The organism is Homoserinibacter gongjuensis, from assembly GCF_030161875.1.
GTDB lineage: Bacteria > Actinomycetota > Actinomycetes > Actinomycetales > Microbacteriaceae > Homoserinibacter > Homoserinibacter gongjuensis.
In genome coordinates, this window is the sequence record NZ_BSVA01000001.1 from 887,225 (window position 1) to 913,633 (window position 26,409).

General features: G+C 71.0%; 26 protein-coding genes, 1 tRNA gene and 1 pseudogene. 16 read left to right on the top strand and 12 right to left on the bottom strand.

Going from position 1 to position 26,409, the window contains the following annotated elements; all coding sequences use genetic code 11:
- Positions 1 to 8 precede the first annotated feature (8 nt).
- The 3 genes from QQK29_RS04830 (at position 9) to QQK29_RS04840 (ending at position 4,077) form a co-directional block, all read left to right on the top strand.
- Positions 9 to 1,808, top strand: a complete 1,800-nt coding sequence (locus QQK29_RS04830) for a glycoside hydrolase family 127 protein (RefSeq protein ID WP_284298259.1) — start codon at positions 9 to 11, stop codon at positions 1,806 to 1,808.
- Positions 1,809 to 1,887: 79 nt separating this feature from the next.
- Positions 1,888 to 2,979, top strand: coding sequence for a hypothetical protein (locus QQK29_RS04835; RefSeq protein WP_284298261.1), 1,092 nt, complete (start codon positions 1,888 to 1,890; stop codon positions 2,977 to 2,979).
- Between the two features lie 156 nt (positions 2,980 to 3,135).
- Positions 3,136 to 4,077, top strand: a complete 942-nt coding sequence (locus QQK29_RS04840; protein WP_284298263.1) for an RICIN domain-containing protein — start codon at positions 3,136 to 3,138, stop codon at positions 4,075 to 4,077.
- 53 nt (positions 4,078 to 4,130) lie between these two features.
- Here QQK29_RS04840 and QQK29_RS04845 read toward each other — a convergent pair whose 3' ends face one another.
- From QQK29_RS04845 to QQK29_RS04855, 3 genes are read right to left on the bottom strand one after another with little or no spacing between them, the layout of a single operon-like run.
- Complete coding sequence (locus QQK29_RS04845; RefSeq protein ID WP_284298266.1) at positions 4,131 to 5,315, bottom strand: acetyl-CoA C-acetyltransferase; 1,185 nt, start codon at positions 5,313 to 5,315, stop codon at positions 4,131 to 4,133.
- On the bottom strand, positions 5,312 to 5,968 hold the full coding sequence (locus QQK29_RS04850) for a CoA transferase subunit B (protein WP_284298268.1): 657 nt from the start codon (positions 5,966 to 5,968) through the stop codon (positions 5,312 to 5,314). Before QQK29_RS04850 ends, QQK29_RS04845 begins: the two co-directional genes overlap by 4 nt.
- Complete coding sequence (locus tag QQK29_RS04855; RefSeq protein WP_284298270.1) at positions 5,952 to 6,752, bottom strand: CoA transferase subunit A; 801 nt, start codon at positions 6,750 to 6,752, stop codon at positions 5,952 to 5,954. Before QQK29_RS04855 ends, QQK29_RS04850 begins: the two co-directional genes overlap by 17 nt.
- A gap of 150 nt (positions 6,753 to 6,902) precedes the next feature.
- Between QQK29_RS04855 and QQK29_RS04860 the strand changes: the two genes are divergently transcribed.
- Entirely contained in the window at positions 6,903 to 7,697 is a 795-nt protein-coding gene (locus tag QQK29_RS04860) for an IclR family transcriptional regulator (protein WP_284298272.1), read from the top strand.
- Positions 7,698 to 7,701: 4 nt separating this feature from the next.
- On the opposite strand, the gene QQK29_RS04865 is transcribed toward QQK29_RS04860, so the two are convergent.
- Entirely contained in the window at positions 7,702 to 8,571 is an 870-nt protein-coding gene (locus QQK29_RS04865; protein WP_284298274.1) for an alpha/beta fold hydrolase, read from the bottom strand.
- 84 nt (positions 8,572 to 8,655) lie between these two features.
- Between QQK29_RS04865 and QQK29_RS04870 the strand changes: the two genes are divergently transcribed.
- From QQK29_RS04870 to QQK29_RS04880, 3 genes are all read left to right on the top strand, one after another.
- Positions 8,656 to 9,780: a TetR family transcriptional regulator C-terminal domain-containing protein gene (locus tag QQK29_RS04870; protein ID WP_284301902.1), complete on the top strand. Its 1,125-nt coding sequence runs from the start codon at positions 8,656 to 8,658 to the stop codon at positions 9,778 to 9,780.
- Between the two features lie 100 nt (positions 9,781 to 9,880).
- A complete protein-coding gene (locus tag QQK29_RS04875) occupies positions 9,881 to 11,005 on the top strand; it encodes an NRAMP family divalent metal transporter (RefSeq protein WP_348533810.1) in 1,125 nt (374 codons plus the stop codon).
- Positions 11,005 to 11,730 (top strand): hypothetical protein, encoded by a 726-nt coding sequence (locus QQK29_RS04880; protein WP_284298276.1) that lies wholly within the window; start codon positions 11,005 to 11,007, stop codon positions 11,728 to 11,730. Before QQK29_RS04875 ends, QQK29_RS04880 begins: the two co-directional genes overlap by 1 nt.
- Here QQK29_RS04880 and QQK29_RS04885 read toward each other — a convergent pair.
- The gene (locus QQK29_RS04885) at positions 11,719 to 13,038 is read right to left on the bottom strand and encodes a hypothetical protein (protein ID WP_284298278.1); all 1,320 of its coding nucleotides are present in this window, start codon (positions 13,036 to 13,038) and stop codon (positions 11,719 to 11,721) included. The two genes, QQK29_RS04880 and QQK29_RS04885, sit on opposite strands and share 12 nt — an antisense overlap.
- Positions 13,039 to 13,214: 176 nt before the next feature.
- Entirely contained in the window at positions 13,215 to 14,342 is a 1,128-nt protein-coding gene (locus QQK29_RS18475; protein ID WP_431308775.1) for a helix-turn-helix transcriptional regulator, read from the bottom strand.
- A 1,484-nt stretch (positions 14,343 to 15,826) separates the two neighbouring features.
- On the opposite strand from QQK29_RS18475, the gene QQK29_RS04895 reads away from it, so the two are divergent.
- Positions 15,827 to 16,486 (top strand): DUF6766 family protein, encoded by a 660-nt coding sequence (locus QQK29_RS04895; protein ID WP_284298283.1) that lies wholly within the window; start codon positions 15,827 to 15,829, stop codon positions 16,484 to 16,486.
- Between the two features lie 17 nt (positions 16,487 to 16,503).
- Complete coding sequence (locus QQK29_RS04900) at positions 16,504 to 16,749, top strand: hypothetical protein (RefSeq protein ID WP_284298285.1); 246 nt, start codon at positions 16,504 to 16,506, stop codon at positions 16,747 to 16,749.
- A gap of 209 nt (positions 16,750 to 16,958) precedes the next feature.
- On the opposite strand, the gene QQK29_RS04905 is transcribed toward QQK29_RS04900, so the two are convergent.
- Positions 16,959 to 17,105 (bottom strand): hypothetical protein, encoded by a 147-nt coding sequence (locus QQK29_RS04905; protein WP_284298287.1) that lies wholly within the window; start codon positions 17,103 to 17,105, stop codon positions 16,959 to 16,961.
- A 281-nt stretch (positions 17,106 to 17,386) separates the two neighbouring features.
- On the opposite strand from QQK29_RS04905, the gene QQK29_RS04910 reads away from it, so the two are divergent.
- Positions 17,387 to 17,836 carry a hypothetical protein gene (locus tag QQK29_RS04910; RefSeq protein ID WP_284298289.1) on the top strand — a complete coding sequence of 150 codons (450 nt, stop codon included), beginning with the start codon at positions 17,387 to 17,389 and terminating at the stop codon, positions 17,834 to 17,836.
- Between the two features lie 41 nt (positions 17,837 to 17,877).
- On the opposite strand, the gene QQK29_RS04915 is transcribed toward QQK29_RS04910, so the two are convergent.
- The 4 genes from QQK29_RS04915 to QQK29_RS04930 all read right to left on the bottom strand — a co-directional run bounded on the left by QQK29_RS04915 (position 17,878) and on the right by QQK29_RS04930 (position 19,415).
- A complete protein-coding gene (locus QQK29_RS04915; RefSeq protein WP_284298291.1) occupies positions 17,878 to 18,429 on the bottom strand; it encodes a TetR/AcrR family transcriptional regulator in 552 nt (183 codons plus the stop codon).
- 34 nt (positions 18,430 to 18,463) lie between these two features.
- Positions 18,464 to 18,817 (bottom strand): hypothetical protein, encoded by a 354-nt coding sequence (locus QQK29_RS04920; RefSeq protein ID WP_284298293.1) that lies wholly within the window; start codon positions 18,815 to 18,817, stop codon positions 18,464 to 18,466.
- Between the two features lie 153 nt (positions 18,818 to 18,970).
- Positions 18,971 to 19,043, bottom strand: a tRNA-Arg gene (locus QQK29_RS04925).
- 126 nt (positions 19,044 to 19,169) lie between these two features.
- On the bottom strand, positions 19,170 to 19,415 hold the full coding sequence (locus tag QQK29_RS04930) for a hypothetical protein (protein WP_284298295.1): 246 nt from the start codon (positions 19,413 to 19,415) through the stop codon (positions 19,170 to 19,172).
- Positions 19,416 to 19,658: 243 nt separating this feature from the next.
- On the opposite strand from QQK29_RS04930, the gene QQK29_RS04935 reads away from it, so the two are divergent.
- The 4 genes and pseudogenes from QQK29_RS04935 (at position 19,659) to QQK29_RS04950 (ending at position 22,148) form a co-directional block, all read left to right on the top strand.
- Positions 19,659 to 19,895, top strand: coding sequence for a hypothetical protein (locus tag QQK29_RS04935; protein WP_284298297.1), 237 nt, complete (start codon positions 19,659 to 19,661; stop codon positions 19,893 to 19,895).
- Positions 19,896 to 20,035: 140 nt separating this feature from the next.
- Positions 20,036 to 20,674, top strand: coding sequence for a winged helix-turn-helix domain-containing protein (locus QQK29_RS04940; protein WP_284298299.1), 639 nt, complete (start codon positions 20,036 to 20,038; stop codon positions 20,672 to 20,674).
- Between the two features lie 89 nt (positions 20,675 to 20,763).
- Positions 20,764 to 21,468: pseudogene (locus tag QQK29_RS04945) on the top strand (DUF222 domain-containing protein); the annotation flags it as partial.
- Positions 21,469 to 21,572: 104 nt separating this feature from the next.
- Positions 21,573 to 22,148, top strand: coding sequence for an HNH endonuclease signature motif containing protein (locus QQK29_RS04950; protein WP_284298301.1), 576 nt, complete (start codon positions 21,573 to 21,575; stop codon positions 22,146 to 22,148).
- A 161-nt stretch (positions 22,149 to 22,309) separates the two neighbouring features.
- Here the strand turns inward: QQK29_RS04950 and QQK29_RS04955 are convergent, their stop codons facing one another.
- Positions 22,310 to 23,233, bottom strand: coding sequence for an N-acetylglucosamine kinase (locus QQK29_RS04955; protein ID WP_284298303.1), 924 nt, complete (start codon positions 23,231 to 23,233; stop codon positions 22,310 to 22,312).
- Positions 23,234 to 23,343: 110 nt separating this feature from the next.
- Here QQK29_RS04955 and QQK29_RS04960 point away from each other — a divergent pair, with 110 nt between their 5' ends.
- Together QQK29_RS04960 and QQK29_RS04965 are read left to right on the top strand one after the other, a co-directional pair.
- The gene (locus QQK29_RS04960; RefSeq protein ID WP_284298305.1) at positions 23,344 to 24,210 is read left to right on the top strand and encodes a hypothetical protein; all 867 of its coding nucleotides are present in this window, start codon (positions 23,344 to 23,346) and stop codon (positions 24,208 to 24,210) included.
- A complete protein-coding gene (locus QQK29_RS04965) occupies positions 24,096 to 26,318 on the top strand; it encodes an alpha-mannosidase (protein WP_284301903.1) in 2,223 nt (740 codons plus the stop codon). Before QQK29_RS04960 ends, QQK29_RS04965 begins: the two co-directional genes overlap by 115 nt.
- Positions 26,319 to 26,409: the final 91 nt, after the last annotated feature.

The window sequence follows — 26,409 nt, forward strand, 5'->3', positions numbered from 1 at the left end:
TCGACGAGGTGCGCATCACGGGCGGCTCGTGGGGCGCCCTGCAACACCTCAATGCCGAGGCGATCATCGACCACTGCCTCAACTGGATGGAGCGCATCGGATGGGTGCGCAACTTCGACCGCATTGCCCGCACCGCTTCTGGCCCCCACGACGGCATCGAGTTCGTCGACTCCGAGGTCTACAAGTTGCTCGAGGCGATGGCGTGGGAACTCGGTCGGAACGCGGATGCCGCCCTCGAGGCTCGGTACACCGCACTCGTCCGGCGGGTCGCCGCCGCGCAGGACGCCGATGGCTACCTGCACACGAGCTTCGGCCACGACGGCCAACGTCCGCGTTACTCCGACCTCGAGTGGGGCCACGAGTTGTACTGCGCCGGCCACCTTCTGCAGGCCGCCGTCGCGCGCCTGCGCACCGGCCACGACGACGAGCTCGTCTCGGTCGCCCGACGGCTCGCCGAGCACCTCTGGAACGAGTTCGGGCCCGGCGGACGCGACGCGGTCTGCGGCCACCCTGAGGTCGAAGTCGCGCTCGCCGAGTTCGCTCGCGCCACCGATGAGCCCCGCTACCTCGAACTCGCAAAGCTGCTTCTCGAGCGGCGCGGGTACCGCACGCTCGGCACGACCCTGTTCCAGGGCAGCGACTACTTCCAAGACGACGTGCCCGTGCGTGAGGCGGAGGTGCTGCGCGGGCACGCCGTGCGCGCGCTCTACCTCGCCGCGGGCGCCCTCGACGTCGCGGACGAGACAGGCGACGACGCGCTCGCGGACGCCGTCGAGGCGCAGTACCGTCGCACCGTCGAGCGCCGCAGCTACCTCACAGGCGGCATGGGTGCCCACCACCAGAACGAGGAATTCGGCGAGGACTACGAGCTGCCGGCCGACCGCGCCTACGCCGAGACCTGCGCCGCGATCGGCTCGGTCATGGTGGCCTGGCGGCTGCTACTGCGCACGGGCGATCCCCATTATGCCGACCAGATCGAGCGCACCCTGCTCAACGCCGTACTCGTCTCCCCTCGCCACGACGGACGCGCGTTCTACTACGCCAACAGCCTGCACCAGCGGGTCCGCACGCACCCCCACGCCGACGACGAGTTGAGCGAGCGCGCCGAAGCGAGCATGCGGGCGCCCTGGTTCGAGGTGTCGTGCTGCCCCACCAACGTCGCACGCACCCTCGCCTCCATCGCCGGATATGTCGCGACCGCCCATGACGACGGGGTGCAGCTGCACCAGTTCGCCGCAGGGGATGTTCGCACCCGCCTCGATGCGGGTGTACTCGCGCTGCGCGTCGAGACCGCTTATCCGCGTGACGGCGTCGTGCGCGTCACCGTTATCGAGGCACCGGATGCGGCGGTCGGCATCGCGCTGCGGGTGCCGGCCTGGGCAGACGGCGCGACGCTCGCCGACCGAGGTGTGCCCACATCCGCTGCCCCCGGCATGGCGAATGTGCACCGCGTCTTCGCGCCGGGCGACGAGCTCGTGTTGACCCTGCCGCTGACGCCGCGCTACACGCAGCCGCACCCGCGGGTCGACGCCGTGCGGGGTCAGCTCGCCGTGGAACGCGGCCCCCTCGTGCTCGCCCTCGAAGACGTCGACCTGCCTCAGGGCGTCGACGTCGAGCATGTCGAACTCGACGCGGCTGCGCCGCCCATCGCGACCGACGACGGCGCAGAGGTCACGCTGCGCATCCGGGTCGACCCCGACCTCCCCGCCGTCGCCGCCGACGAAATCCGGGCGCGGCTGCGGCCCTACAAGGACTGGGCCAACCGTGGCCCCTCGACCATGCGCGTCTGGATCCCGATGGCGCGCTGACGAAGACGTCCCGACCCCCGTTGGGACGGCGCGGTGCCGCTGGCTTCGCGTCCACCACCGTAAAGCAAGGGAGCTTTTCATGCGAAGCACCACATCCGCGGATGCGCGCAGCGGCGCACCCCGCACCCTGCGTCGAGCGACAGCATTGCTGCTCGGCGCCGTCCTCACCGCCTCGGGCGTCGGCCTCGCCGCCGTGCCAGCCCAGGCAGCCACGGCCACACTCGTCGTGAACGCGAGTCAGACGCTGCGGCCCGTCACTCACGTGGCGACCGGCAGCCTCTACGGTCTGGCAGACGCCAACACCCCGTCCGACGCGCTGGTGCAGGCGATCAAGCCGAACACCTTCGTGCAGATGCCGCACGACGGCAAGCAGCAGGGCACCGGCGACATCCTCGCGGTCGCCGCCAAGGCGCAACGCGCGAACGCCAAGCTCGTGCTGCGGATGTCGGACTACTACGCCGGATGGCCGTACCAGTTCTCGTGGGACACCTGGCTGCCCGCGGTGCGCAAGATGGTGAACGACTCGCTCGCCTCGCCGTACTACTCGTCGATCGTGGCGTACGCGCCGTGGAACGAGTCGGACAACACCTGGCTCGCCTCCAACGGCACCTTCGAGGACTTCTGGACCCGCACGGTGCGGGAGATCAAGAAGATCGACCCGAACAAGCCGATCCAGGGCCCGAGCTTCTCCGACAACATTTCGACGATGCGCACGTTCATGCAGAACGCCAAGAACACGAACACGGTGCCCGACATCCTCGCCTGGCACGAGCTCATCCGTTCCGGCAAGCTCATCACCGACCTGCAGACCGTCAACGGCATCCTCGCCGACCTCGGCATCAGCCAGCGGCCGATCGACATCGAGGAGTACGCCGCCCCGAGCGAGGTGGGGCTTCCCGGCCCGCTCGTCGGCTACATCGCCAAGTTCGAGCGCTACGGCATCACCCGCGCCGAGCTCGCGTTCTGGAACCAGTCGGGCACCCTCGGCGACCTGCTCACGAGCCGCGGCGGCAGCCCGAACGCGGCCTACTGGCTCTACACCTGGTACGCCCAGATGAGCGGCAACATGGTCGTCACGACCCCCGAACGCCTCGACCGGCATCGACGGGGCGGCCTCCCTCACCGCCGACAAGAAGACGCTGAGCGTGATCGTCGGCGGCGGCTCGGGTGATACCGCCGTGCAGATCACCGGGCTCGGCTCGACGAGCCTCGGCAGCACCGTCACCGTGAAGGTCGAGCGCACGCAGTCGCTCGGACGCACGGTGGCATCCGCGGGGCCACGCCGCTCTCGACGAGCACCTACACCGTCACGAACGGCGCCATCACGGTGCCGATCTCGGCCACGACAAACGACGCCTACCGCGTCACCGTCACGCCCGGAGCCGGCGGCGGAGACACGGGGCTCGCGGGCGGCTACCGCATCGCGAACGTACACAGCGGTCTGCTGCTCGACACGGCCGGGTCGGGCACTTCGGCCGGAACGCTCGTGCAGCAGGCGACGGCGAACGGCGCGAGCACCTCGCAGGTGTGGAACGTCGTGGATGCCGGGAACGGCCGGTACAAGATCGTCAACGCGAAGAGCGGGCAGGTGCTCGGCATCCAGAACGCCTCGACGAGCCAGGGCGCGTCCGCGCTCATCTGGGGCGACACGGGAACCGCCGACCACGTGTGGACGTTCGTGTCGGACGGGGCGGGCCACTACAAGATCCGCAACGTGAACAGCGGCCTCGTGCTCGGCGTCACCAACATGAGCACGAGCTCCGGCGCACAGGTCATCCAGTGGGGCGACACCGGCACCGCCGATCACCTCTGGACCCTCGGGGCGGCATCCGGCTCGACCCCGATCGCGGGCGACCACCGCGTGTCGAACCAGAACAGCGGCCTGCGCCTCGACACCCAGAACTCAGGAACCGCCGCGGGCACGCTCGCGGTGCAGGCGAATGCGAGCAGTTCGACGACGCAGGTGTGGACCTTCGTCGATGTCGGCGGCGGCCAGTTCAGAATCGTCAACAAGGCGAGCGGCCGCGTGCTCGGCATTCAGAACGCCTCGACGAGCCAGGGCGCATCCGCGCTCATCTGGTATGACTCGGGTGCGACGGACCACAAGTGGACGGTGGAGCCCGACGGCGCGGGGCACTACAAGCTGCGCAACGTGAACAGCGGGTTGCTGCTCGGCGTCACCAACATGAGCACCAGCTCCGGTGCCCAGGTGATCCAGTGGGGCGACACGGGCACCGCCGACCACCTCTGGAACCTCGGCGCGGCCTGAGCACGCTCGCCAGAGGCCGATCGTCTCGGGACGGTCGGCCTCCGGTGCCGAGGTCAGCGGGTCAGGATGAGCGCATCGCCCTGCCCGCCGCCCCCGCACAGGGCGACCGCGGCGGTGCCGCTGCCGCGTCGCGCGAGCTCGTGCACCATGTGCACGACGAGCCGGTTGCCGGATGCGCCCACCGGATGCCCGAGCGAGATGGCGCCGCCGTGGATGTTGACGACGTCGTCGGCGAGGCCGAGCTCGGCCTGGGAGCGCACCACGACGGCGCCGAACGCCTCGTTGATCTCGACGATGTCGAGCTCGGCGGGGGTGATGCACTGCCGCGCGCAGGCCTGCTCGATGGCACGGGCCGGCTGCGCGTGCAGCGAGTTGTCGGGGCCTGCCACCTGGCCGACGGCCCCGACGGTGGCGAGCACCGCCCAGCCCTCGGCCTCGGCGCGCTCGCGGCTCGTGAGCACGACGGCCGAGGCGCCGTCGGAGATCTGCGAGGAGTTGCCGGCCGTGATCGTGCCACTCTCGGTGAAGGCCGGGCGCAAGCGCGCGAGCGTCTCGGGCGTCGTGTCGGGCCGCACCCCCTCATCCGCGGTCACGAGGAGCGGGTCGCCCTTGCGCTGCGGCACCTCGACCGGCACGAGCTCCGCGTCGAACACGCCGGCCGCCTGGGCGGCCGCGGCGCGCTGGTGCGACCGCGCGGCCACGGCATCCTGTGCCTCGCGCGTCACCTCGTAACGCGCGTTGTGGCGCTCGGTCGATGCGCCCATGCTCTCGCGGTCGTACGGGTCGGTCAGGCCGTCGTAGGCCATGTGGTCGAGCACCTCGACGGTGCCGTACGACCAGCCGTCGCGCGAGCCCATGAGCAGGTGCGGGGCGCGGGTCATCGACTCCATGCCGGCCGCCACGATCACGGATGCGTCGCCGGAGCGCAGGGTGCGGGCGGCGTCGATCACGGCCGTGAGCCCCGAGAGGCAGACCTTGTTGATGGATCCCGCCGGTACGTCCCAGCCGAGCCCCGCGCCGAGCGCGGCCTGGCGGGCGGGGTTCTGCCCCGACCCCGCGGCGAGCACCTGCCCCACCAGCACCGCATCCACCGCCGAGGCCGGGATGCCGCCCCGCTCGAGCGCGCCGCGGATCGCGGTCGAGCCGAGCTCCACGGCGGTGAGCGAGCCGAGCGCGCCCTTCAGCCGCCCCTGCGGCGTGCGCGCCGCCGCGACGATCACGACATCCGCGCCGTTCATCGCACGACCTCCGCGAGCTCCGGGGCGACGGTGAGCGGCGGCTCGGTCGCGGCGACGACCTGGTCGACCGTCACGCCGGGCGCCGTCTCGACGAGCACGAGCCCGTCGGGGGTCACGTCGATCACGGCGAGGTCGGTGATGATGCGGTCGACGACGCCGCGGCCGGTGAGCGGCAGCGAGCACTCGTTCACGATCTTGGCAGAGCCGTCCTTGGCGACGTGCTCCATGAGCACGATCACGCGCGCCGCCCCGTGCACGAGGTCCATCGCGCCGCCCGGGCCCTTCACCATCTTGCCGGGGATCATCCAGTTCGCCAGGTCGCCCCGCACCGACACCTGCATCGCGCCGAGGATCGCGGCGTCGATCTTGCCGCCGCGGATCATGCCGAAGCTCGTGGCGGAGTCGAAGAAGGCCGCGCCGGGCAGCGTCGTCACGGTCTCCTTGCCGGCGTTGATGAGGTCGGGGTCGACGTCGGCCTCGCTCGGGTAGGGGCCGACACCGAGGATGCCGTTCTCGGACTGCAGCACGACGGTCACCCCGTCGGGCACGTGGTTCGGCACGAGCGTCGGCAGGCCGATGCCGAGGTTCACGTAGGAGCCGTCGGCGAGCTCTCGGGCCGCACGGGCGGCCATCTCGTCACGGGTGAGCGCCATCCGCGTCACTTCCTTCCGTCGCGGCGGCGACGGTGCGCCGCTCGATCCGCTTCTCGATGTCGGTGCCCACCTCGACCACGCGGTGCACGAAGACGCCGGGCAGGTGGATGCTGTCGGGGTCGAGCTCGCCGGGTTCGACGAGCCGCTCGACCTGGGCGATGCAGACCCGGCCCGCCATCGCGGCGAGCGGGTTGAAGTTGCGCGCGGCCTTGGTGAACACGAGGTTGCCGTGGCGATCTCCGGCGGCGGCGTGCACGAGGGCATAGTCGGTCGTGATGGCCTCCTCGAGCACGAACTCGCGCGGCGTGCCGCCCACCTCGAAGACACGCACGTCCTTGACGGGTGAGGCGACCGCGACACCGCCGTTCCCGTCGTAGCGGCGGGGCAGCCCGCCGCCTGCCACCTGGGTGCCGACGCCGGTCTGCGTGTAGAAGGCCGCGATCCCGGAGCCGCCCGCGCGCAGCTTCTCGGCGAGCGTGCCCTGCGGGGTGAGTTCGAGCTCGAGCTCGCCCGAGAGGAACTGCCGCTCGAACTCCTTGTTCTCGCCCACATACGACGAGGTCATCTTGCGGATGCGCTGCGCCTGCAGCAAGATGCCGAGGCCCCAGTCGTCGACGCCGCAGTTGTTCGACACGATCGACAGCTCGCGCGTGCCCTGAGCCAGCAGCGCCTCGATGAGCGCGATCGGATTGCCCGAGAGCCCGAAGCCGCCGACGGCGAGCGAGGCTCCGTCGGGGATGTCGGCGACGGCCTCCGCCGCACTCGCGATCCGCTTGTCGATCATCGTCGATCCTCCGTGATGGGTCACCGTCGTCGGTTGCGTCCTGGGATGCGTCCCCAGCCTGGGCGACCCGCTGCGGGAGACGAAGCGGCGGCTTGCCATGTGGAATCGGATGCGCGTAGCGTCCACATCGTGGACACTTTGGATCAGGCGATGTCCACATCGCCGAGCGGTGGGGGCACCCAGTCGGTGTCCCGCGCCGCCCTGCTGCTCAAGCTCGTCGCGCGCACGGGCGACGGCATCCGCGTCTCCGAGCTCGCGGAGCGTGCCGAACTGACCCGCCCGACCACGCACCGCCTGCTCGCGGCACTCCGGCGCGAGGGGCTTGTCGACCGCGACGAGCAGACCGGCCTCTGGGTGCCGGGCCCCGAGCTCTACCTCATGGGCACGGCGGCCGCGGCGCGCTACGACGTGGCCGATCTCGCGCGCGACATCGTGCGCTCGCTCGCCGGGGTCACCGAGGAGAGCGCCTTCTTCTCGGTGCGACAGGGCGACGAGACGGTGTGCCTCGTGCGCGAGGACGGCAGCTTCCCCATCCGTTCCTTCGTGCTGTCCGAGGGCGTGCGGTTCCCGCTCGGGGTGGCCTCCGCGGGGCTCGCGATCCTGGCCTTCCTGCCGTCGGCCGAGGTCGACGCGTACTTCGCGCGGCATCCGGAGCTGCCCGAGAAGTGGGGCCGCCCGCACGGCGAGAAGCGGCTGCGCGCCCGGCTCGCCGAGACCCAGGAGCACGGCTACTCGCTCAACCCCGGCCTCATCGTGGAGGGCAGCTACGGGCTCGGCGCGGCGGTGTTCACGCGGGCCGGGCACCCCCAGTGGGCGCTCAGCCTCACCGGCGTGCAGTTCCGCTTCACGCCCGAGCGTGTCGAGAAGCTCGGGCGAATCCTGCTCTCCCACGCGCACCAGCTCACGGCGCGCATCGCCGCGAGCGGCCGCGGCACCTGGCGCTGAGCGTTCAGGGCACCTCGTGCATCGCCGACACCGGCGCGATCGCGAGGTGCGCGAGCACGGCATCCACCGTCGCGAGGTGACCGATCACCCGCGTGTGGCCGGCATCCGGCACGACCTCGAGCCGAGCGCCGAGGGTCGCCTCGGCGAGCTCACGCGACGCGGCGAGCGGCACCTGACGGTCGCGCGCACCGTGCACGATCAGCAACGGAACCGACGGGGCGAGCGGATGCGCGATGCCGTCGTAGCGCAGGTCGAACGTCGCGGGGGTGTCACCGAGACGAGCGAGAAAGCGACGTTCGAGGTCGTCGCGAGCGGCGCCGTCGAGTCGCATCATCCGCGCGAACTCGTCGAGGAACACGGCGGGTCGGCCGGCGCCCGCGAGCGAGACGACCGTGTCGGTCTCGAGCCCGAGCCGCGCGGCCGTGAGCGCCGCGAAGCCGCCGAAGGAGTGCCCGATCACCGAGCGGAAGCGGCCGTGCCGTCGCTGCAGTTCGGCGAGCACGGCGAGCCAGTCGCGCACGTCGACACGACCGCCCTGCGAGCCGCCGTGGGCGGCGACGTCGGGCGCGATGACGCGGTAGCCGTCGGCCCGCAGCGCCGGCACGAGCGGTGCGAACTGCGAGGCGCGTCCCCGCCAGCCGTGCAGCAGCACGAGCAGCGGCCCGTCGACGCCCCAGGAGGCCACGTTCACGCGCCGCCCGTCGACGACCATGTGCTCATGGCGCGCGTCGCGCATGATGCCGACCGCATCTGGAGCCACCCGCATGCGGGGTCGGGTGACGAAGAAGACGCGGAGGGCGAGAGCTCCGCCCCACCGCCGGTCGAGGGCGTCGGCCGCGCGGAGGGCGGTCGCGGCGAGCGCGGTACTGGGCACGGAAACTCCTTTACGAACGATCGTTCGGATAGCTGACCCGAACTATACATTCCGAACGATCGTTCGTAAACTGTCGACGTGACGATGGTGACCGACGGACGACGCGCGCGGGGCGACGCCTCCCGGCGCACGGTGCTCGCGCGCGCCACCCAGCTCGCATCGGTCGAGGGCCTCGACGGCCTGAGCATCGGCGCACTCGCGACCGCGACCGGGCGCAGCAAGTCGACTATCGCCACCCTCTTCGGCGACAAGCAGGGCCTCCAGCTCGCGACCATCGACGCCGCGGCCGAGGTGTTCCGCGAGCACGTCGTCGAGACGGCCCGTCGGGTGCCGCACGGCGCCGGGCGGATCGCGGCTCTCCTCGCCGCGATGCTCGTCTACTCCCGCGACCGCGTGTTCGAGGGCGGCTGCTTCTTCGCCGCCGTCTCGGCCGACCTCGACTCGAAGCCCGGCCCCGCCGCCGACGCCGTGCGCAGCTGGACGCGGCAGTGGCACGACTACGTCGAGCGCCAACTGCGCACCGCGATGGAGTGCGGCGACCTCCGCACCGACACGGACGTCGACCAGCTCGCCTTCGAGCTCATCGCCCTCGCCGAGGGCGCGAACGTGCGCTCCCTGCTCGCGAACGACGCGCGGCCCTACGCGCGAGCCGCATCAGCCATCAGCTCGGCGCTGCTGCGCGCGGGGCCCCGCCCGAGACGCTCGGGGCGCTCGAGCTGTAGCCACCCGCGCCGCCCTGTCACGCTCCCCGGGCCGCGTCAAGGGGTCGAGAAGTGCTCGCGACAGGGCCAGGGTCGAGGCATGAGGCTGCTCGGGCTCGTGGTCGCCGCCGTGCTGGCGTGCGCGCTGTGCGGATGCTCCACGCAGGCCGAACAGCTCACGGATGCCTCCGCATCCGGCGTCGCGGCTGTGCGCTCCAGCGCCCTCGCTCTCGAACTCGCCGCCGACGGCCGGGAGTGGCGACCGGCCTCCGACACCGCGCTCGCCGACGCGCTCACCGAACTGAGCGATGCCCACCGCACGCTCATCGAGCTCGTGCCGGGTGACGCCGAGCAGGAGCAGGCGCGCGACAGCGTCGCCGACGCGCTGCAACGCGCGCTCGGCGCTGTCGCCGGGGCACGCGCCGCCCTCGCGCACGGCGACGAGCTCGACGGCTGGATCGCGCAACTCGATGACGCGGCGGATGCGCTCGAGGGGGCCGCCGGATGAAGCGCCTATTCGCGGTCGCCCTGGGTGTGCTCACGGCGATCGGGGGTTCGTCGACATCGGAGACCTCGTCACCAATGCCGTGGTCGGGTCGCGCTTCGGCATGTCGCTCGCCTGGGTGGTGCTCGTGGGCGTCGTGGGCATCTGCCTGTTCGCCAACATGTCGGGGCGTGTCGCGGCGGTCAGCGGGCGGGCCACCTTCGAGATCATCCGCGAGCGCCTGGGGCCCCGGGCGGGACTCGCGAACCTCGGGGCGAGCTTCTTCATCAACCTCATGACGATGGCGGCTGAGATCGGCGGCATCGCACTCGTGCTGCAGCTCGTGACCGGCATCGGCCCGCTGCTCTGGATGCCGCTCGCGGCGTTCGCCGTATGGATCGTGGTGTGGCGGGCCAAGTTCTCGCAGCTGGAGAACGCCACCGGCCTGCTCGGGCTCAGCCTCATCGTGTTCGCCGTCGCCGTGGTCATGCTCGGGCCCGACTGGGGCGCCCTCACCCACCAGGCGCTCGTGCCCACGGTGCCGCAGAGCGAGAATCCGGTGAGCTACTGGTACTACGCGGTCGCGCTGTTCGGCGCGGCGATGACGCCGTACGAGGTGTTCTTCTTCTCCTCCGGGGCGATCGAGGAGGGCTGGGGGCGGCGCGACCTCGGGCAGGCCCGCGTGAACGTGCTCGTGGGCTTCCCGCTCGGCGGGCTGCTCTCGCTCGCGATCGCGGCATCCGCGACGATCGTGCTGCTGCCGCAGGCGATCGAGGTGACCTCGCTCTCGCAGGTCGTGCTGCCCGTCGTGCAGGCCGGTGGCACCGTGGCGTTCTGCTTCCTGGTGGTCGGGATGCTCGCGGCGTTCTTCGGGGCGGCGCTCGAGACGACGCTGTCGAGCGGCTACACCATCGCCCAGTACTTCGGATGGTCGTGGGGCAAGTTCCGTCGCCCCGCGAAGGCCGCGCGCTTCCACCTCGTGATGATCCTCGGACTGATCGTCGCCGTCGCGGTGCTGATGACGGGCGTCGACCCGGTGGCGGTGACCGAGTACTCGGTGGTGTTCTCGGCGGTCGCGTTGCCGCTCACCTATATTCCGATCCTCATCATCTCCAACGATCCGGACTACATGGGCAGCGACGTCAACTCCCCCGCCGTCAACGGCGCGGCGCTCGTCTACCTCGTGATCATCGTCGTCGCGGCGCTTGCGGCGATCCCGCTCATGATCCTCTCGGGAGCTGGTGCCTGATGAAGTCTCCGACCGTGCGCGCGGGCCGCCTGCTCGATGCCCAGCTGCACCTGCTGGATCGGCAGGTGCTCGACCGCTCCGGCACGCCCGTGACCGCCGTCGACGACCTCGAGCTCACCGACGTGCCGCTCGGCACCGATCTCGCGAAGGTCGAGCCGCCCGTCATCGAGAACCTGCTCGCCGGCGCCGTGCTCGGCACGCGCATCTTCGGCGGCCGCACTCCCGACAACCGCTGGCACCGCATCCCCTGGTCGGTCATCGCGAAGCTCGACGTGGCGATCTCGCTCGAGGCGGATGCGGATGACTTCGACGTGCGCTGGTCGGAACGCTGGGTGCGCGACCGCATCGTCGCTCGCATCCCGGGGGTCGCCATGATCCTGAGTGACCTGCTGGGCACCGAGGTGCGCGAGGCCGACGGCACCGCGGTGGGCCGCGTGATCGACGCGCGGTTCCGGCTCGAAGGCAACACGAGTCCCTCGCGGGCGCGGCTCGTGGGGCTCATCGTGAGCCGGGGCGCTGTCGCCTCCTACCTCGGCTACGAGCGCACCGCGGCATCCCGTCCGGTGCTGCTCGACAAGCTGCTGCGCGCGCTGCACCGCGGCTCGTTCCTCGTGCTGTGGCAGGACATCGAACGCATCGAGGAGCACCAGGTGCTGCTGCGATCGGGCTACGAACGCCAGTCGTCGGTGCTCGACCCGGATGCGCAGGCGTCGTCAGACCGCTAGGCGCGCGACCTGCCGTCGGCCGAGGATGAGCGCGCCGACGCCCGCGAGCAGCGCCGCGAGCGACACGAGGCCCACGACGATCGTTCCGGTCGGTGCCCCCGTTGCGGCGAGTTCGGCGCCACCGCCGGCAGCGAGCACCGTCACCTGCACGACACCGAGCGCACCGCTGGTCTGCCCGCGGAAGAGCACGTGGTGGGTGCCGCCCGCGAGGTGCGAGAGGTCGACGCCGCGCAACTGGACGGTGCCGCCCACGACCGCGAAGGTGCCGAGGAAGCTCGCGGTCGAGTAGGAGTAGACGTCGACGAAGGCGTCGGATGGCTCACTCCACGGAAAGTCTCCCGCGAACGGAAGCGTGGGGTCGACGCGCGAGATGTCGGCGTTGGCGAGCCCGACAGGCACGAACTGCGCCGTGTCGGCCGCAACATCGATGCCCTCGGCGTCGATCAGGTCGGCCAGAGCCGTGCTGTCGGCTGCCGGAGGTGCCGCCGGCGCCGCGGGCTCGGCGGCGAAGCGGTAGGAGACGCCACCGACCGTGATATCACTCACACGCGCGGTGGTCGGCCCAGCCGTGCCGGAACCCGCCCCGACGACGATTGCGGTCACCTCGTACTCGGCGATCTGAGCGAAGTAGTCGGAGAAGGTGCCGCTGCCCGAGAACGCCCCGACCTTCGGCCAGGTGCCGATGCGCTTCTGCGACCGCCACCCACCGGTGCCCGTCGAGCTGTCCACGGCGGTGTCGGCCGTCAGATCGACGGTCGCCCAGCCGGCGCTTGCCGCAAGCGGCTCCCATTTGAGAACCGTGTAGCACCAGGTCTCCGGCACGTCGGTGAAACCCCAGACGTTCGCCGAGTCGCAGTAGTCATTGCCCGGCGCCGCGGGGTCGGTCGGGTTGGGACCGTAGCTCGAGTCGGCGGGGCGGAAGACGAGTTCGAACTGGAAGTTCACGTTGGGGCCCGCATAGGTGTAGCTCGCGCCGGCCCGCAGCGCGTCGATGTCGGTGGGACGCTCGCCCGCGGCGAAGCTGCGGTACACGTACGCCCGCGAGGTCGTGTCGGCGAGATTCAGAGCGAGCGCCGTGTCGCCATCGGGACCGAGCGCGTCGACACCGACCGAGGCGTTGGACACATCACTCCACCACCCGGCAGACGCGGCAGGGCGAGAACTCGCGAGGTCGGACGCATGCACGTCGACGACGCCGCCCGGCGCCGCCACCGCGGACGAACCCGGCAGTGCAAGCAGTGCAGTGACGCCGACGGCGACCATCGTCACCGCCGCGCGACGGAAGGATGCGGAAAGGGACGGCGTCATGGCTCGGGTGCCTCGTCTGGGTTCTCGGGGTCAAGTCGGTCGGCCGCCCGCAAAGCAGATGGGGGGCCACGTCGGGGCGGCCAACCGGGCCGAGCCTAGGGTTCGCGCAGGCTCGGCGTCACCGGGCCGGAGCTCGATTCACCCACCGTCTCAACCCTGCGGCCCCCGTGCGCGGGTCACCTCTCGAGATAACGGAAGGCCTCGAAGAGGCCCGCACGCATCGCGCGGTCCACGGCATCCGAACGGGATGCCGCCGCGAGCTTGCGGTAGAGGTTGCGCAGATGCGTCTTGATCGTGTTGAGCGACACGAACTGCTCGGCCGCCAACTGCTGAACCGACGCGTCGCTGCGAAGCAGCGTGAGCAGTTCCGCCTCCCGCTGCGTGAGCGGCTCGCGGAGCACGTCATCCGCTTCGGCTCCCTGCGGGCCGGGCACACCGACCCGCTCCGCGTGCTCGCGCAGCTCGGGGAAACGCGCCCAGTTGATGACGCCGCCCCACCACCGCGCGGGCACGTCGACCACGAGCGTGTCGAACGCCATGCGCGCGACGCTCGGCATGCCCGATCTGGCCAGCGCGACGATCCGCACGATCCGTACGCGCCAACTCGTGCGCCGTGAGTGGTCGGCGACCTTCTCGCAGGCCTCCAGCTCGCGCAGCGCGTCCTGGGGAACCCCATGGCGAGCAGGGCGCGAGCCCGCAACGCGACGAAGCAGAAAATGTGGCGCGGGTCCGGCTCCAACCCCTCCAGCAGGCGCAGGGCGAGCCCCGGGCGACCCATCTCGATGAGCTGCCGGGCCCGCAGGTCGAGGGCGACGGCACGCGGCAGGGGTGCCAGATCTCGACGGTCGCGGGCTGGCTCCGCAAGCGAATCGGGGGCGCGGTCCCGGAACGCGAGGTCCTTGACCGCGAAGTCTCCGAGCAGGTCCCAGGCGCGCGACGATCGCTCCCCGTGGCGCAGCTCCTTCGCAACCGCCACCATCTGCGGCAGGTCGCGGGCATTCATCGCGTCGACGTAGCGTGCCAGCAACACGGTGCGAGCGGGCCGCGCACCTTCCGCTTCGCGCACGCGCGTGAACGGTTCGCACAGCTCGGCCATCGCCAGATCGCCCCGCAGCGTGGCGTTGTAGAGCGCGAGTCCCGCGGCCGCCTCGAGCGAGATCCGCCACCTGTCGCCCTCGGGCGCCGCGAGCACAGCGCGCGCGTGCCGATCCGCGGCCTCGAGGTCGAGCAACTCCGTGAGGGCGGCGAGCAGCGTCACGAGTACCGCGTTCCGAATGCGCGCCGCACGCTGGCGCTCCGCCCATGGCGCATGCTCCAGCTGTGCGAGCGCGGCCTCGGCGGCGCGAACGGCCTCGGCGGGGCGGGCATCGGCGATCAGCAGGATCGCACGGGAGGCGAGGATCGCCCCGCGCGCTCCCTCCGTCTGCACGGCGAGCTCGTCATCCGACAGGCGGAGCAGGTTCTCGGCGTCGGGCAGCTCGCGCGGGTCGCCGCCACGGCCGACTTCGACAAGCAGGCAGGCCGCGACGAATGCCGGATCCTCGGCGGCTCGAGTCATCACGAGCCAGCGCGTGTCGACCACGAACTCCACCGCGCGCGGATCGGGGTGCGCCAGCACCGCCTCGATGTACGCGTGAGCGGCATCCGTATCGCCCGCGAGTGCCGCCCAATACCGGCCCGGCAGCGAACCGGGTGCGGCGCGTGACGCCAGCTCGCGCGCGATCTCCGCGACCGGCATGCCGGCACCCCGGGCAGGCGCGAGCGTGCGCAGGACCGCGATCGCCGCGCGTGGTGCGGCGACCGACAGCACGACGGCGTCGTGGATGTGCGAGGCGGTGCGTTCGACGAGCCCCTCGGCGAACAGTTCGGCGAGGGCGTCCTCGCTGCTGCCCGCCACCTCGAGAAGATCCGGCACCAGTTCGACCGGCACCTCGCCCAGCACGTCGAGCGCGAGCAGCAGACGGTCGGCACCGTGCCGACCGAGCCGCTCGTGCAGCCAGCGTGCGTACATCCGCTCCGCCGAGACGCCTGGGTACTCGGTGCGCAGTTGCGCGCACGCGACGATGCGTCCCGGCGACCCCTCGCACAACTGGACGAGCTGAGCGAGCTGCTCCTCGTTCAGCGCCAGGCCACGGCGAGCGAGCGCCTCGGATGCGAGGTCGGCATCCCAGGCCAGGTCGTCGTCGGTCACCACCTCGACACTCTGCTGGGCGGGGCGGCGCTCCAGACGGCCCGCGGTACACACCACGACGGTGACGTCACGGCGCCGCCTGGTCAGTCCGGCCAGGTCGAGCAGCTCGATGCGATCTACGAACCGCCGCGCATCCTCGATCACGAGAACGGTGCGACCACCGGAATCGGTGACGTCGGGCAGGTGCGTGAGCACACTCAGACCGCGCCGCAGCACCTCATCGGGCCCGTCCGGGGGCATGCGGGAGTCATCCCAGGCGACCTGCCAATCGGGATGCCGCGCCACCCAGGCGCGGATGGTGGTGCGTGATCCGAAGCCCGGGCGAGCATCGAAGACGATCAGCTGACCGGCCGCCGCGGCCGCATCGAGGCGCTCGACGAGGCGCGGGCGCTCCACCCAACGCGTGTCCCCCGGTGACCCCAACTCGTCTCCCGAACTTGTCCCCCGAGAAACGTTATACGCAACGCCGCGCGAGCAGAACCTCCGTGCAGCTAGCCCCGTCGGACGGGCGTCGTCAAGGGGTCGAGAACCGCCGCCGAGGCGGCGAGAGTCAACATGCGGAGGTCGGCGGACTACCTCGCGCAGGGAGGTGGGGTCGTGGCCTGGCTACGGAATCACGGGCTCGTCATCGTCAACCTGGTGCTGTTCGTCGGGTTCCTGACGGGGATGACGTTCGCGGGCTGGCAGGTCTCCAACGACGACGCGCTCGACCACGGCGATCCCACCCAGACCGTCGGGGCCTACCTGGCGTCCGGCGACTACTGGGAGGCCGTCTCCGAGAACTGGGAGAGCGAGTTCCTGCAGATGGCCTCGTATATCGCCTTCACGATCTTCCTCTTCCAGACGGGCTCCTCGGAGTCGAAGCCGATCGGCACACCCGCGCCGCAGGACGAGGATCCGCGCCGCCACCGCACCGACCCGAAGGCGCCCTGGCCCGTGCGGCGCGGCGGCTGGGTGCTCGTGCTCTACGAGAACTCGATGCTCATCCTCTTCGCCGTGCTCTTCGTGGCCGCGTTCGTGACCCACCTCATCTCGGGTGCCGCGGCCTACAGCGAGGAACAGCTTCGCCACGGCCTGCCGGGCGTGACACCGCTCGAGTATCTCGGAACCTCGCAGTTCTGGTTCGAATCGTTCCAGAACTGGCAGAGCGAGTTCATGGTCGTGGCCCTGCTCGCCGGCGCGGCGGTGTATCTGCGTCAGCGCGGCTCGAGCGAGTCGAAGCCCGTGCACGTGCCCCATGCCGAGACCGGGGCCTGATCAAGAAGGAGAGCATCATGACCGAGGAACGCAGTCACGACGCGGATGACGCGGAGGTCATCTCCGACGGCGAGTGGGCCGGCCAGAGTGGCTCCGCCGGGCCCGATGACGACGACCCGCAGGGCATGCGCGGTCAGCTCGATGACTCGATGGACGGGCTTGAGGAGGGCGACGACGCCGGAGAGGCATCGCGCGGTATCCCGCAGAATGCGCCGACGCGCGACGACGCGTCCACGGACGATTCCGGTGACGCGTCGTCGTAGTTCCGCGCCGGGCGACTTCGCGCGCTCAGCCGTCGCCGTCGAGCGCGAGCGACAGGTCGATCGGCGTCTCGACGTCGCTCCAGTCCTCGTCGACGAGTCCGGTCACGTCGTCGCCCGAGTCGAGCACCACATCCCTCATGGTCATCACCCCTCGGGAAGCATGCCCAGCATCGGCATGTCCGACGAGGGGCTTGACACGCGCGGTCGAACTACTCCTCGGCGACCGGGCGACGCTGCTCGAGGTCGAATCTCTCCCCCGCGGCGAGCACGTCGAGCCGCACCCCATGGATCGAGAGCAGCTCGTCGGGCCGCGCCTCGGCGATGTTCGAGCTCGTCGCCGGCTCGACATCGAGCACGTAGACGGCTCCGGAGCCGACGACGGTGAACCCACTCGAGCCGGACGGCGCGCCGCAGCGCCTCTGCCGGACCCTTCGGCAAGGTCGCGAGCCCGAAGCCGGCGGTCATCGCGGTGCTCCAGATGCCGCAGAGCGCGTGGTGAGAAACGTCTCGAGCTCCGTCAGAAATTGCCCCCGATGACGAGGCTCGACGATCAGGATTCAAGAAGCGCCACCCCTGTCGAGCCCGTAGCGTGAGGGGCACATCGCCCCCGAGGCGCGGCGAGTGAGGAGAAGAGCAAATGGCGAAGGCCGAAGCCACCGAGGGTCTCAGCAAGGCAGAGCGCGACGCGGTCAAGCAGCGTGCGAAGGAGCTGCGCGAGCAGCAGAAGGCGGGCAAGAACCGGGAGGCCGGCGAAGCTGCGGTAAAGGACGCGATCGCCGCGCTCGAACCCGACGATCGCAGCCTGGCCGAGGGGTTCTACGCCGCCGTGAGCGAGGTGGCGCCGCAGCTCGTGCCGAAGACCTATTACGGGATGCCCGGCTTCGCCAACGCGGCGGGCAAGATCGTCGTCTTCATGCAGCCGGCCAAGAAGTTCAACACGCGCTACGCGACGATCGGCTTCGAAGACACCGCCCAGCTCGACGACGGCGATCTCTGGCCGGTCGGCTTCGGGGTGCGCGCGTGGACGCCCGCTGTCGACCAGGCGGTCCGCGAGCGCGTGCGCCGCGCGATCGGGGATGCCGGATGAGGTGCCCACCCCGCGTCAGCTCGTCGCGGTGATCCCACCGCTCAGCATCCGCATGATCTGCCGCGAGACCTCGGCCGGGTCGACACCCTGGTCGACGAGCTCCATGCCCGTGCCGAGCAGGCCGTGCACGAGCGCCGTGGTGGTGCGGGTGTTGAGCCCCTGCTCGTCGAGCACGGTCGCAAGGGGCGCAGCATCGCGTCGTGCAAGGTCATGAGGTCGTCGCGATGGCTCGGACTGAGCGGGGCGTCACGCAGGGCGCCCGCAATCGCGTGGCGGCCTTCGGCGGTCATCGCCATGGTGTGCTCGACGTAGGCGCGCAGCCGCGCCGCACCGGGTTCGGTGGCCCCGAGCGCGACCTCGAGTTCGGCATCCCATCGTTCGATCGCGTCGATGGCGATCGCGACGAGCAGATCGTCCTTGCTCGCGAAGTAGTCGTAGAAGCTCGACCGGGCCAGCCCCGCACGCTCGCACACGCTGCGCGGCGTCACCCCGGCGACGCTCGCCTCGAGCAGCACCGCCTCGCCGGCGCGCAGCAGCGCGGCCCGCTGCGCCGCGCGGTGCTCGGCGACGGTCGGTGCGGAGATGCGCGGCATTCCGTCACTCTCCTCCCGCGCCCGAAGGCGCGGATCAACGCCAGACGGTCGCGATGACCACGTTCGCCACCGTCAGGCTGCCGAGAGCCGGAAGGACCCAGCCCGCGAGCTTCTCACGCTTGCGGTGCACGAGCGCGATCACGATGATCGCCACGAGCACGGCGAGCTTTACCGCGATCTTGACGTTGTTGACCTCGTGGCCGAGCGGATACTGCAGGCCGACGAGGAGCACCCCGGTGAGGAGCATGGTCCACGCACCGTGCAGGATCGCCGGCAGCACACGGGCGGTTCCCTCGCGGATGGCACGGATCTGGTAGAGCACCCCACCCAGGAGGGCGGCGACCCCGATGATGTGCAGCGCGAGGATGACGTTCTTGAGGATCTCCATGCGACCATCTTACCGACATGGTGTCGGTTAAACCCGTTCCTGCGCCTTCAATGCAATGCGGAGGCGAGCGTCGAGCTCAAGAAACCCACCTACGAGCTGCGGCGCCTCAACACCCAGAAAGCCCCCGGCCGATGGCCAGGGGCTTCCACGAAGTGCGCCCGGAGGGATTCGAACCCCCAACCTTCTGATCCGTAGTCAGATGCTCTATCCGTTGAGCTACGGGCGCGCGTCGACGCGAAGTCAACCTGACGACTATATCAGGGCCGAAGCGGGGGTTCGCACAGGGCTGGAGCGCACGGCATCGGGCCCGGGATGCCCGCCCGGCTCCCGGACCCGATGTGTCGGTGAGCGCTCAGCCCGCGCCGGTCGTCTCGGGGTTGGCGTCGTCGACGGGGTCGGGGTCGACGACCGTGTCGGCGTCGCCTCCCGTGCCTGCCGCTCCGCTACCACCTGAGGTGCCGGCGCCCTCGCCTGCGGTGACACCGTCACCGTCGGTGGCGCCGCCACCCGACTCGGGGCCCGTGGACGCCGCCCCGCCCAGGTCGGGACCGACGCCTGGCTCGCTCGTGTCGCTCACACCCTGTTCGTTCTCGTTCATGTCGACCTCCTTCTGCCCCGAGCGTGCACAGCGACGGTGCCGCCGGCACCGGGATTGACAGCAGCATCCGGCAGACGTAGAAGGCCGCGGAACGCAGCACGGCGACCCGCGCGAACGCGTGAATATCCAGCGAACCGGTCGGCGTCAAGCCCCTGCCGTGACGCGCGGCCGCGACCTAGCTTGAGACTCACCGCACGAGTCGTCTCGCCGCACGAAGGCGAGCAGAGCACAAGGGGTACGCAGATGACCATCACCGCACCGCAGATCACGACATCCACGACCGCGCGCGCCACGGTGCGCAGCATCGCGCCCGAACGCCTCCGGGTCGAGCTGGACGGCGAAGTGGTCGGCTTCGTCGACATCGTGGGGCAGGTGCACGTTGCGTTGCTCGGCAACATGTACCCCTACGCCGTCGAGATCGCGCAGACCCTCGATGCCGACTCCGCCGCTCACTCGGTCATCGCCGCCGCGCAGTCCTGACGCGGCACGTCACCCGCCAGACACCGGGCGTCATCCGGCGTCGCACGCTGTCGCACGTCGTCGCAGAACGTCACCTCGGTGGCCGGGCGCGCAACGACGGGCGAGACTCGACGCCTGAAGCCGTGCGGAGGAGGTGACCGGTGTCGACGGATTACGTCGCGATCCCCTGGGACAGTGCCCAACCGAATCCGCCTGCCCGTGCGACCCCGGGGCTCGGGTTCCGCGGATTCGGCATCTACGTCGGCCTCGACGAGGGGGCAGCGGATGCGGCGGGCGTCGACATCGCATCTCTCGTCGGAGAGGTGCAACGGGCGATCACCGACATTCCCGGCGCGCAGACCTTCGCGTCCGTCGTGCTCGCTCCCCCGTACGTCGAGGAGCCACCGCTCGCGGTCGTGCGCAGCGCGCTCGGTGAACCCTCGCTGCAGCGGACCGTGCCTCGTGCACCGCGCGGGGACGGGGTCGTGATCGATCTGGCCCGCCATCGCGTCACCGTCGACGGCCGGCACGTCACGCTGAGCTTCCGCGAGCACGCTCTGCTGACCTTCCTCGTCGAGCATCAGGGCGAGGTGCATGATCGCCCGCGACTGCTCGCCGCGCTGCTCGGCGAGACCGACGGCGAACCGATCCACGAACGCACGATCGACGTCTACCTGCAGCGACTGCGGCGGAGGCTCGCCCCGTACGGCGACGTCGTGCGCACGGTGCGAGGTCGCGGCTACCGGCTCGATCCGCACCCCGACGTGACGGTCGTACCCGCGCACGCGACGGCGCGGTAGGCACACGCGTTCCCTTCCTGCACATCGGAGTCATTCACGACTTCTCCACGACTTTCGAATACGCGTTCGATTTCATGGGAGAATCAAGCATGCCCTCACTCCCCGCCTATCTCGCCGTTCTCGACGCTGCGACGCCGTTCGCGGTGCCTGCGGTGGCGGGGTTCACGGATGCGGAACTGCTGGATGGGCAGCGTGCCCTCGCGGAGCTGCGGCGGCGGGTGGATGCGGTGGCCTCGGCGTTCGCCGGGGAGATCGCCCACCGCTCACGGCGGGAACTCGGGCACTCGGGGCTCGCGCAGGCGAACGGGGTGCGATCGGCGGAAGACCTCATCGCGAAGGTCACCGCGACCTCCCGCCGTGACGCTCACACGCTGGTGAAGGCCGCGGAGTTCCTGCCGACCGCCACACGGCTCGATGCTCCCGAGGTGCCGCCGGCGCCGCGCTGGCAGACGCTGATCGGGGATGCGGTCGCCTCCGCGGCGATCTCCGTCGGGGCCGCGGAGGTCATCCGCACCCGCCTCGCGGCAGCCGCCGACGGCGCCGCAGACGACGACCTCACTTCCGCCGCGAAGCTGCTGATCGCGGCAGCACCGCAGTCGACGCTCGAGAACCTGGCCGCGCTGGCCGCCCGCGCGCGTGACGAACTCGACCTGGCCGGCATCCCCGCACGCGAGAACGCGCTGCACGCCAAGCGGTACCTGAAGTTCCGCACGCAACCAGACGGCTCCACCAGCTTCCACGGTCTGCTCGACCCGGAATCCGCGGCGATCGTCGTACCGGCATTCGACGCCGCCACCTCCCCCGCCGAGGCGGCCCCCGCTTCGTCGACCCGGATGCCGCCCAGCGCGCCGAAGACATCGTCCGCGACGAGCGCACCACCGAGCAGCTCAGCCTCGACGTGTTCGTCGAACTCATCCGCATCGGCGCACGCGTCGACGACGGCCGGCTTCTCGGTGACCGCAAACCGGCCGTGCGCATCCTCGTCACCCAGACCGACCTCGATGCCCAACCCGACGCCGACGGCACCCGGGTGGGCGCCGCCTACTTCGAAGGCCAGCACGACGCCGTTTCCATCGCCACCGCCGAACGCTACATCTGCAGCAGTGGCGCCGTACCGATCATGTTCGACACCGACGGACGCGCACTGAACCTCGGTCGCGAGCAACGCCTCTTCAACCAGAAGCAACGCACCGCGATGGCCGCCCGCGACGGCGGATGCCTCCTCTGCGACCGACCACCATCCTGGTGCGAAGCCCACCACATCGACCACTGGGACGCCCACAACGGCCGCACCGACATCGACGACGGCGTACTCCTCTGCAGGTTCTGCCACCTCAACGTGCACAACAACACCTGGCGCATCCGACGAGAACACGGCCACTACTTCCTCGAAAGACCCGACAGCAACGGCACCCTCCGCCGCACACCCCTGAACCGCCGCAGTCCCACGTTGCAACGACTCCTCAGCGCCTGACTGCTGTGCCGAGCTGAGGGCTGCGCCGCAACAGCCGACGAGCGCGGGGCGGGTTTCGAGACGCCCGCCTTCGGCGGGCTCCTCAACCAGCCGGGTCAAACGCCTGCGGCGGGCTCCTCAACCAGCTGTGGGAGGCACACCCCGGCGGCCCCTCTCAGATGTCAGCCGGCCGACGACACCAGAGCCGAGAGCGGATGCGCGGCCGGCAAGTCAGCGAGCGCCGCGGCGCCGTCGAGTCCCGTGCCGTGCGGCGCCTCGAAGCGCACCCCCGGGTGCACGGCACGAACCGCCTCCTCGAAGGCCTCACGCACGAGTGAGCCCCGGAACACGCCCCCGATCGCGCTCACCACGGGAGCGCCATCCGCTCCAGCCCGCCGCAGCGCGGTCACGACCGAAAGGGCGAGCTCCTCGGCCGCGTCACGACAGAGGCGCGCAGCCACCTCATCCGTGGCCGCGCGCGCCGCGACCGCCTCGGCGAACCACGCGATCACGCTGACCTTCGCCGGGTCGGACTGCAGTTGCACGTAGGCGTCCTCCAGCTCGGGCCACCGTGAGCTCACGACCTCGGTGAGCGCGGTCGCGGGCCCGCGACCGTCGTGGGCCCGCATGACGGCGTCGAGGGCGGCGCGGCCGAGCCAGTACCCGCTTCCCGCATCGCCCATGAGGTAACCCCAGCCGTCGACGCGGGCGACGCCCGCCGGCCCGACCGCCAGGATGATCGAGCCCGTTCCGCTCGCCACCACGACGCCGTGCTGGTCGCCGAGGGTGCCCAGGTAGGAGGTGACCGAGTCGTGGGCGAGCAGCACGCGGCCGGGCGCGGAGTCGTGCAACAGGGCACGCAGCTCGCCCGCGTCGTGCTCGACGCTCGTGAGTCCCGACACCCCCGCGGCGAGCGCGTCGAGCGGAACCCCGGAGGCCGCCTCCCGCGTCACCGCCGCGAGCTGCGGCAGCAGCGGCTGATCGGTGCGCACACCGGCGAACAGCCGCTCGACGGGCGCGGCATCCGGGCGGGTGAGGCGCGTCTTCACGCCGGTCTGGCCCGCATCCAGCGCGAGAACGGTGGCGGGCTTCGTCAGGTCACTCACACGGGAACGATAGCCGGGAGGGGAGCGGAGGCGGTGCGGTGGTGCTGAAGTCCTTGGAGCGGGCAGCCGCGAAAGCAGCGTGTCGATACCCGCGGCCTAGACTCGACCCGATGGCGGGCTTCTTCTCGTTCCTCCTCGGCCTCCGGGCGCAGCAGCCGGGCGAGTACCGGCGACTCACGCGTATCCGCCGCCGCATCTACACGCCCGTCGCCCGACTCGAGGCGGAGGTCGTGCGCTCGGCCGAGCCGATCCCGTTCGGCGAGCTCGACCGCGCATCGTTCGCGCCCATCCGTGCGGGCGCCGCGTTCGGCGGGGTGCTCGAGTGCGCCTGGCTGCGACTCACGGGCGAGGTGCCCGCGGATGCTGACGGCGCGGTCGTGCTGCTCGGCATCCGGGGCGAGGCGCTCGTGTACGACGCCGACGGCGGCATCGTCGACTCGGTCTCGACGGTGTTCCAGCAGGGCGACCTGCCGCACGCCGGTGGGCGCTACCGGCCGGTCGGTGACCCGCTCGCGGCGGGCACGCGGGTGGAGCTCTACGCCGACGTCGCCTACAACGGGTTCATCCTCTACGAGGTGGGCAGGGGCGTCTTCCACGGCGCCCAGCTCGCGACGCGCGACGACACCGTCTTCGGGCTCTACTACGACTACCTGACCCTCGTCGTGCTCGCGGGCGCCACCGAGGATCCCGCACTCGAGCATGGGCTGCACTCGGCGCTCGATGCCGCCTGGCGGCGATTCCGGCAGGGGATGCCGCGGGGGCGCGCGCGGAGCTCGCCGAACCGCTCGCTCGGCCCGCAGCATCCGACTTCACGTTCTCGGCGGTGGGGCACGGCCACCTCGACATGGCGTGGCTGTGGCCGCTGCGCGAGACGCGGCGCAAGGCCGCCCGCACCTACACGCGCGCCCTCAACACGATCGAACGCCGCCCGGGCTACGTCTACGGCACGAGCCAACCCCAGCAGCTCGCCTGGATGAAGCAGCACCAGCCGGCGCTCTACGAGCGGATCAAGGCCGCGGCGGCGAGCGGACGTCTCGAACTGCAGGGCTCGTTCTGGGTCGAGCCTGACACCAACCTGCCCTCGGGCGAGGCGCTCGTGCGGCAGGCGGTCGTCGGGCGGCGGTTCCTGCAGGAGGAGTTCGGGCTGAGCGACGAGCAGCTGCGCATCTGCTGGCTGCCCGACACCTTCGGCTACTCGGGCAACCTGCCGCAGATCCTGCGGGGAGCGGGCATGGACCGCTTCATGACCATCAAGCTCGCCTGGAACAAGGCCACCGTCTTCCCGCACCGCACCTTCCGCTGGCACGGGATCGACGGCTCCGCGGTGCTCGTGCACATGCCGCCCGAGGGCGACTACAACTCGCGCGGCGCGGCCGACAACATCCTCACCGCGCTGAAGCAGTACCCCGAGCGCGCGCTCGGCCGGGCGCTTCTCGTATACGGCTCGGGTGACGGCGGCGGCGGGCCGGGCGAGATCCACCTGGAGCTGCTCGAGCGCGAGATCGGGCCCGAGGGGCAGGGCATCCGCGGGCTCCCCCGCATCGAGTTCTCGACCGCGCGCGACTTCTTCGACGAGCTCGAGCGTCTCACCGACACCGGCGGCCTGCACGAGCACACGGGCGAGCTCTACCTCGAGACCCACCAGGGCACCTACACGACCCAGGGCGCCATCAAGCGGCACAACCGCACGATCGAGCGGATGCTCCACGAGGTCGAGGCCCTCACGGTCGCCGCCGACGGGGACACGCGTGGCGAGCTCGAACCCATCTGGCGCGAGGTGCTGCTGCACCAGTTCCACGACATCCTGCCGGGGTCGTCGATCGAGCGGGTGGGCCGCGAGGCGCGCGAGACGTATGTGCGACTCGAGGGCGAACTCGACGCGCTCGGCGACGGGCTGCTCGGCGCGCTGTCGGAGGGTGCCCAGCCGACCGCGGTCAACCTCACGAGCTTCCCGCGCGACGAGCATGTGCGGGTCGATGGCGCGTGGCACCGCGCCGTGGTCGAGCCGTATGCGGCGGCCGTCATCGAGCCGGCCGACGGCCCCTTCGGCCTCACCGCCCTGCCGTCGTCGATCTCGAACGGGCTCGTCGAGCTGCGCTTCGACGACGCCGGCGTCATCACCTCGCTCATCGACCGCGCAGGGGCCGAGCACGCTGCCGAGGGCCTCAACCGGCTCGTGCTGCACCGCGACCCCTACCAATGGCCCTTCGACGCCTGGGACATCGACCCCCGCTACACCGCACGCCGTCCCCGGCAGCTGCGGTTGGCATCCGCCGAGACCCGGCTCGACGGGCCGACCGTCGTACGCGAGCAGCGGCTGACCGCGCCGGGTGTCGAGGCGCAGCAGCGCATCGTGCTCGAGGCGGGCAGCGAGCTCGTGCGGTTCGAGACGCGCGTCGACTGGCGGGCCACTCACCGGATGCTGCGGGCCGAGTTCCGCCCCACGCGCTGGGCCGATGAGGTGGCGTGCGACATCCAGTTCGGGCACATCCAGCGCACGACCACCGAGCGCAACGCCGTCGAGCGCGCCCAGTTCGAGGTCGTCGCCCACAAGTGGATCGCCGTGGAAGACGAGCGCGGCGGTTTCGCGCTGCTGAACGACGGCAAGTACGGACACCGCGCGAAGAACGGGTTGCTGAGCCTCAACCTGCTGCGGGCGCCGACCTTCCCCGACAAGACCGCCGACCGCGGCCTGCACGAGTTCACGTACGCGATCCGGCCGTTCGCGGCGGGCGCGCTCGGCGAGGTGATCCGCGAGGGCTACCGGCTCAACAACCCGCTGCGGATCACGCGCGGTGTCGCCTTCGAGAGCCTCGCGTCGAGCTCGAACCCGGATGTCGTGGTCGAGACGGTGAAGCGCGCCGAGTCGGACGCGGGCACAGTGGTGCGCCTCTACGAGAGCCGCGGACGGGCGACGACCACGACGCTCGCCACCCGCATCCCGCACGGCCGCGCGACGCTCGTCGACCTGCTCGAGCGCCCACTCGGCCCCGCCGAGCTCGAGCGGCTCGAGCTGGGGCCGTTCGAGATCGCGACCGTGCTGCTCGAGCCGCCTACCCAGGCGGTTGAGGAGCGCCGCGCGTAGCGCGACGCGTCTCGAAACCGCCGTCACCTCACGCCCGCCGTGGCGTCGGAGGCTTCGAGACGCGTCCGCCTCCGGCGGCCGCTCCTCAGCC